A 7438-nucleotide genomic window follows, 5' to 3' on the forward strand; every position below is an offset into this window, starting at 1 on the left:
GTCATTTGTCACTTGGACTGAGCGACTTGTGCCGAGCCTGTCCTGAGCGTAGCCGAAGGGCGAAGTCGAGGTAAGCCGAAGTATTGGTCATTAGTAAGGGTTTTAAATTTATTTGCTTACGTTTCGTAACATACTTGGGTTTTTTCGCGCCAACTTACTTATATCTGATTTTTAGTCCTAAATTTTGTACCTCACTTACTTGCAACCTGCTGTATTTCTGTATTAATAAGTATGACAGCGTAAATAATTCAAGGTTTGCAGTAAGGGTTATTAGCCCTACTTTGTTCGCGTATTTCAAAGAGAAGGCTAAAAGCCCTTACTATTAACTAATATAAATATTTTTACATTAGTTAATCTAGCTATAATTATTCTATATTTCCCCGTGGGATTTATGACTTTTTGACAGTCATAAAACATTATGGAGGTGCAAGAGGATTCACCCACAAGAGGATAGAACTTTTTAGCTGGTTCAAGTCGCGGTATGCTTCTTGCTTGAACCATTGTCCTAATGCATCAAAGGGGGTAAAAGACGTTCCAGTTTGCCATTTAATATCTTGACCTAAAGGCGTTGTGTGATTTCCTGGTAACGTTTGTGCTGTCACCATCTCATCAAAGCGTTCTTGTAATATTTTGGTTAAAGCTGCTGATTGGTCAATGGTGTCATTACTAAATTTTATTAATAAATTACGCCGGATATTGTAACGCTCTTGGACAAGCTTGTTAGTTTCCAACGGTGAGGGGGTAAACTCGATTTTCAAAGTAGAATTGAACTGCTCTACTAAGGGAATAGCTTCTTTGGCGGCGTAGTTGTTGAAGGATATTAAAATATTGCCTGCACGTTCTACTTTAAAGAGGCTACCAATCAGCAAGTGAAGTTTACAACCCATACTGTGTCCAAGACCGTAGATGGGGAAGTAAAGCTTGCGTAATGCCCCAGAATCATGCAATCGTTCGAGGGTGCGGTCAAAGTTTAACAGCACGGATTTTGCGATCGCTGTATGATCCAATGTATTAACGAAAGGCGTAGCAATTACAACATAGCCTTTACTTGCCAATTGTTCGAGTAACCAGCGATAAGTGATGTGTGGTGCAGTGGCGACAAATGCACCTCCTAAAAAATGGATGATACCTATGGGATTTCGGGGAATGATTACCCAGTTACCTCTGACTTCTTTCCAGTCCATGCCGATAAGCGATCGCTTTCTTGATATTCTTTAATGTTAGACCGGGGATCGCTACCGTGGGAAAGATTATGGAAAAAGCTATTGTAGGATATCTGGCGAGTAGGTTGGAACTCAACCTACCCAGCAGTGTCTATCGGCTATCGGGAACATCTACGCATTCTCCAACTGTTACTAAGTACTCAGTGAATTCAAGAGTGCTTTCTAAATCCTCGCCACGAATTACGTTAGCGAGTCTTCTCCCTACAGCCCTTCTCCTAAAGGAGACGCTACGCGAACGGGCATCCTACGGCAGGCGCTAGCCTATCTCTTTAGGAGAAGGGGAGACACCAAAGACGATAACACCGCGTCATTACGAATTACGAATTACGAACTTGTACTGAGCGAAGTCGAAGTATTACGAATTACTTTAACCCTGAGTCTGTAATCTTTTCATTTCGTGTTGCACATCTAATGCAATCTGTAATGCTTCATTGAGCAACCTTCCATGCTCAGTAGCCTGTTCATTTACTTGCATGGCTGTTAAAGTTGCTAAATTATTGACGAATAGTTCTGTATTACTAAGGATAAAGCTCTTATTCTCTCTCAAAATCCTTTCTGTCTTCAAAGCGCGAACTAAATCAGCTTTAGTAAGATTAAGCGCTGCGAGAACACTCTCTCTTTCTTTTATCAGCACTTCTGGATTTCCAGCTTCTTCTATTTGGTCATTGATATGTATTGCTCTAATTACAGTATTATATCTTTCAACATCATTTAACAAGATTTGTAGAGATTTTGTCATGTTGAGTTTGACAATTTTACTTCTCTTTTTCCATATTAAATATAAGATGGTTTGCGTAAGACCACCAACCCAAAGACCTAAGATAATTAATACTATCCAAGATGGAATTGCTATCCAGGATACAAATATTTTTAGAATTATATCAAAGAAAAGATAGCCAAAAACAAATGTAGCAAACCCAATAAAAATTACAGTTGCGCCTTCCGAGCTTTTAATTTTTTGGATGTATAGTTTTGCAAAATTTTTGAGAGGATTTGTAATGATTAAAAGTTGATCGTTAACAGGTAAATTAGTCAGTTTTTGCAGTTCATCCTGACTAATTTCCAAGCCCTGTAAATCATCCCGCACAGCTTTTTAATCCTTGCCAGAATAGTTATTTAATCTAATATAACAATCAAATTTCTAGAATGCTGGCATTTTGTCTAAACTTTTTTAAGCAAGTTAATAATTCTAGGCAATGCCAAGATTTTTTGTACAATATGATACTCTTTTGCCCAGATAACTATTTGTACTATAGCAATCTTATCTGAGTTGTGAAAATGGACGAACCGCCAACGCAGAGCGTCTCGTAGAGAAAAAAGCCAAGAAAAAACAAGAACGAAAATAAATCAATTGCTTGTAAATGTAATGATAATGCAACGGGTTATTTTCCTGTTAAACAGCTATTTCTAGCTATAAAAAAGAATAATAGAAAAGTCCGTTTTCGCGGACTTTTTTGTTTAGTTATAAATAATTGTGTCTCACTCGTTACATTAACTTCCCTTCGGAGAAGATTGTTTCTGTTTTGAAATGCCACGTTGAGGGTTTAAAAATGGAGGGATGGGACAGTCTAGCGTCATAGCGATCGCTCTTAGTAAATCTGCTTCTGACTGTGTAACCTTGTTATCTAATAGTACCGTGTGAGCGCAGGCATCAACAATAACTTGCTTGAGTTTAGGACTGGCAAGGCGGAGGCGTTCAATACCCTTCTTAAGTTCAGTGAAATTACAGCTTGGTGGCGTGTCTGGTTTTTCTTGTTCTGCGGCTTTGGGAAGTCGAAAAACTCCAGAACGAAAAGCATAGGCGATGTCTTCGGTGGACGCATCGGGTTGAGAGTGTCCAACGCGGGCAATTACGGAGAGTACTAATAGACAATCTGGCCAAATCTGTTCTATGGAGGTGAATTCTACCGTCGTAGCCGATGTGGGATTTATACTAGGTTGGAGGCGATGCCACAGTATTAACTGCAACACAAAATGCCACAGTGATAAACTTCCGGTGGCTACAACTAAACCGTGGACACATTTGCACAGCCTTTGGCATTCTTTGGCAGAATTTTGGCGTAATACGGGTACTGCCAAATCCACTAGTGGTAAGCGAATTTTGGGGTCTAACTGGCTAATTTCGCCACTCAATTCCAGAGTTTTATCTACCAACTCAGCAGGCTGCACCTCGCGTAACCAAGCAATTTGACGTTCTTGGATTTCGATATTTTCTGTATCTAACGCTAGCGCAAAAGCGATCGCCATTGCACTTTCCTGCTCCCGCACACCCAAGCGCAGGGATTCTGGTAACTGCGATAACAGCGCTTGAGCATGGGCAAAATGCTCTGGTGTAACGCTTCCCACCTGGCTTACAACATGTCCTGGCGTAGCGCTGGAACCACCAGAAAAGCCCATTGTGAGCGATTCTTGGGAAGGGTAACGTATTTGATTGCGAGATGGCATTGCTGCCAAATTGCTGACGTTCAAACCTCCAACGCGACGGATACGTTCTGCTAGGGGTGGGTGGGTAGAAAACATATTGTCCCAGAAAGAGGGGTTGAGGGCATTGCCAAAAAACATGTGGCTAGCGGCTTCTGCTCCGGGCGATATCAAGCGTGAATCCATCTGTTGAAGTTTTTGGAAGACTCCGTTAAGTCCGTTAGGGTTGCGAGTGAACTGTACAGCCGAAGCATCAGCAAGAAATTCGCGTTGGCGAGAGACGGCGGCTTTAATCAGTCGTCCGCAGAGTAAGCCGATACCGCCAATCGCCATCAGTGCTAAACCAAAAGCCCACAAGGGCAAACCCTTGTCTTCGCGGGAAGTACCGCGAATGCGCCACAGCAATTCCCCGGTTATATAAATGAACAAAATTCCGTGGAGTAATCCCACTAAACGCAAATTCAGCCGCATATCTCCATTGAGAATGTGACTGAATTCGTGGCCAATGACTCCTTGTAACTCATCCCGGCTCAGGTGTTGCAAAGTTCCACGGGTAACTCCAATTACGGCATCATTGGGGGTAAATCCGGCAGCAAAGGCATTAATGCTGGTTTCTCTTTCCAGGAGATAAACTTCTGGGACGGAAATACCAGAAGCGATCGCCATTTCCTCGACAATATTTAATAGTTGTTGCCCTTGTTCATCGGCGAATTCTGGTAGCAGGAGTCTTCCGCCCAACTCCTGAGCAATTACGCTTCCGCCTTCACGGAGACAGGCAATTTTATATAAGCTTCCTACTGCGATCGCAATTATTGTCATCCCAGCCACGCAGATAAATAAGCCTGGATGCCACCAAACACGGGGAGCCATGCGGAACAGAAATAAGCTGGCAATATAAATCGCCATAATCATGACTGCGATCGACAGGGAAAATAATCCAATTAATTGTTGCGTATTTTGGCGTGCCCGATCCTGATGTTCAAAGAAATTCATAGACACCTAAAAAGACACACGTGGGGCATTTCTCATTTCTGGAGTCGCTTCGGCGAGCAATTCTGCAACAGTAAAGTTAAAAGTATTTGCCACAAGATTGCTGGGGAAAGATTCGCTCTTGGTGTTGTAAAGTGTCACCGCGTCATTAAAAGCCTGACGTGCAAAGGCAATCCGGTTTTCAGTGGAAGATAATTCTTCCATTACCTGAGTCATGGCGCGATCGGCTTTCAATTCTGGATAAGATTCTGAAAGTACCATCAACCGACTTAACGCACCCGTCAGCGCTCCTTCAGCATTGCCCAACTGCTGCATCGCTTGCGGATCGCCGGGGTTTTGTGCGGCACGACTGCTAGCATTAATTGCAGAATTCCGGGCTGCAATAACTGCTTCTAAGGTTTCCCGCTCATGTTTCATGTACCCTTTAGCAGTTTCCACCAAATTGGGAATTAAATCATAGCGGCGCTGTAATTGCACATCGATTTGAGAGTAAGCATTTTTGTAACGATTGCGATACTTGACTAAATCGTTGTAGGCATTAATGATAATTACAGCAACAATGGCAACCAAAGCAACAGAAAATATTAAAAGCCCCATAGTTTTAGATTATTTCAATCAGGTAGTTACTTTATATCCAGCAAAATTTGTGTGGATATAAAGATGAGTCTACTTTTAACAAGTTGGCTTCGTCGTCTGTAAAATTAGTTACGCAAATTTACTGGTACTATACTAGATCACCGACTTCTTTAAGAAGTTGGGGATCTAAGCTTTGCGATCTTCACCAGTCAAATATAACTGCTATATATCATCAGATAAATTACCCATGAATATGAAGAAATAGGGAATAACCACTGGCAGCAAAAATAAAAAGGATAGCCGCAGGAAAAATTACTACATCTCTGACAATAAATAAAATCCAATCTTTTCTTAATTCTTGTTTAAATTTTAGTTCTCGCAGCTTTCGTTCAAGTTCTACGTCTTCTTCTGACTGCAAATTTTCAGGTGACAGAATTAGTGGATTGTCGCCTTTACTGGCAATTATTTTTGATAAATCTGTTCTATCTGTCATGCTGTTTATATACCAATAATTAAAATATTACTGCCGAATTTCTTTGATAAACTCTGTTCTAGCTTCAATTATTGAAGGCATTAAAACGCAACGTGCTAACAAATTTATATCTAATTCTGGTAGTAATTTACTTTGAGGGATTTGCTCGTAGTTATCATTAGTGAGGTGATATACAGATAACTGATTATTTTCCCAAAACCAGACTTCAGTAATGTTAAAACGCTTATATTTTTCTAGTTTATCTATACTGCCACTAGTAATATTTACTTCAATTGCTAAATCAGGATTTTCTTTCTTTTCCCCTATGTAATAAGATTCATCAGGTTCAAAGGAAGCTCCTTTTTCTTTAGCGCGACGAGTAGCGCTACCTACAGGGATAAAATTTATACCTTTTTCAAAAAAGTAAGCTTCCAGCAATATAGCAATTACTTTTTTTAGCATCTCATGTTGTTCACCAAGAGTCATAAATTCTACACACCCATCAAGATAAGTTATCCGCAAACCTGGCGCATCTGCTGTTAAGGCTTCAAGTTTCTCAAATTCTTCCCAAGTGTAATGGCCAGGTAAAAGAAAACGCTGTTCTTCGAGGGTAGTGATTTTGTCTAGGGTTTGTGGAATCATATAGATACAGGTATCAGTGTCGAGTAAAATAGTTCACAAGCTATAATTGCGTAGTCGTAGTCAGCCGTAGGCATCGCTTACAGTCCGACTCGAATATATTTCATCAACAATTTCTTCTGCGGTGCGTGTGTCTTCCCAACTTCCAAAAGTTTATAAAAAAGCTTTTGTTGAAGCACTTATGAACGATTTTGATGATTAAATCTTCAAAGTCTGCTACTGTGAGAAGATTTAAAGGCTGCTCAAATGTAGATTGTGACTTTTCCATAGAAAATCCTTGGCTATTGAACTCAGTATTTTAATATTTGACCCAAAATAAAGTACACAATTCAGTTGTAAATTTCTCTCCTATGTCCAACTCGATCAATAAAAATAGTTTTTTTCTCAAGGTCAAACTCGTAAATAACTCGATAATCTCCAACTCTCAGTTTAAAAAAACCTGATAAGTCAGCCGTCAGGGGTTGCGGTGTAATCTGGTCAAAATTATCAGCCAGCCAGTTAATCTTGTTAACAATTCTTCCAGAGACAGCTTTTGTCAACTTTTCTAGGTCAGCTAGGGCTTCTGGTTCATACTCAACTAAGTAATTCATCCGTTCCCTAAATCCAGTCTTTGCATAACTTCTGCTATGGGAATACCTTTAAAACCTGCCTCTCTACGCTTCTGAATTGCTAATAGTTCTTGTTTAAAATTCTCCTTGATTGTTTGATTTGCATCTGGATCTGCTAGAAATTCTTCTATTGTCTCTCTAACAGTTTCTCGAATCAGGGCTTTAAGTTCATCAATGGTAAGATTATTAACTTGCATAGTGGTGATTTCATAAAAGGCTTATTTACCAATTTTAGTCGATCGGTAATCATTGCTGAGAAGCTAAAAGTACGGTTTATTTGTTGAAGGGACTTAGATAAAAAGCACTGAGTAGCTGATGATAGTAGGGTGGGTTGAGTACGTAGCATGATTGTGATCGCTTACAGTCCGACTTAAATATATTTCATCAATGATTTCTTGTGCGGTGCGTGTGTCTTCCCAAGGGCCAGGGTTAGCGCGTCTCAAACCCTATTGACAGAGGGATTATGGCAGAGGGTCTGAGTTTGGGAGAGCCGCAGCCAAAACAGAAAC

General features: G+C 40.4%; 8 protein-coding genes. All 8 read right to left on the minus strand.

Annotated features, from left to right (window positions below; translation table 11 throughout):
* Positions 1-416: 416 nt before the first annotated feature.
* Positions 417-1184 carry a DUF1350 family protein gene (locus HWQ36_RS11730; RefSeq protein WP_292702295.1) on the minus strand — a complete coding sequence of 256 codons (768 nt, stop codon included), beginning with the start codon at positions 1182-1184 and terminating at the stop codon, positions 417-419.
* 406 nt (positions 1185-1590) lie between these two features.
* On the minus strand, positions 1591-2310 hold the full coding sequence (locus HWQ36_RS11735; protein ID WP_292702297.1) for a hypothetical protein: 720 nt from the start codon (positions 2308-2310) through the stop codon (positions 1591-1593).
* Positions 2311-2714: 404 nt separating this feature from the next.
* Complete coding sequence (locus HWQ36_RS11740) at positions 2715-4637, minus strand: M48 family metallopeptidase (protein WP_292702300.1); 1923 nt, start codon at positions 4635-4637, stop codon at positions 2715-2717.
* A gap of 6 nt (positions 4638-4643) precedes the next feature.
* On the minus strand, positions 4644-5231 hold the full coding sequence (locus HWQ36_RS11745) for a LemA family protein (RefSeq protein WP_292702304.1): 588 nt from the start codon (positions 5229-5231) through the stop codon (positions 4644-4646).
* Positions 5232-5451: 220 nt separating this feature from the next.
* Positions 5452-5703 carry a hypothetical protein gene (locus HWQ36_RS11750; protein ID WP_292702307.1) on the minus strand — a complete coding sequence of 84 codons (252 nt, stop codon included), beginning with the start codon at positions 5701-5703 and terminating at the stop codon, positions 5452-5454.
* 27 nt (positions 5704-5730) lie between these two features.
* Entirely contained in the window at positions 5731-6324 is a 594-nt protein-coding gene (locus tag HWQ36_RS11755) for a Uma2 family endonuclease (RefSeq protein ID WP_292702311.1), read from the minus strand.
* Positions 6325-6650: 326 nt separating this feature from the next.
* On the minus strand, positions 6651-6911 hold the full coding sequence (locus HWQ36_RS11760; protein WP_292702314.1) for a type II toxin-antitoxin system RelE/ParE family toxin: 261 nt from the start codon (positions 6909-6911) through the stop codon (positions 6651-6653).
* Positions 6908-7126: a hypothetical protein gene (locus HWQ36_RS11765; protein WP_292702317.1), complete on the minus strand. Its 219-nt coding sequence runs from the start codon at positions 7124-7126 to the stop codon at positions 6908-6910. The genes HWQ36_RS11760 and HWQ36_RS11765 overlap by 4 nt, the downstream gene beginning before the upstream one ends.
* Positions 7127-7438 lie beyond the last annotated feature (312 nt).

Origin of the sequence: Nostoc sp. NMS2 (genome assembly GCF_017115105.1) — a bacterium.
In the GTDB taxonomy this organism is placed as follows: Bacteria; Cyanobacteriota; Cyanobacteriia; order Cyanobacteriales; family Nostocaceae; genus Nostoc.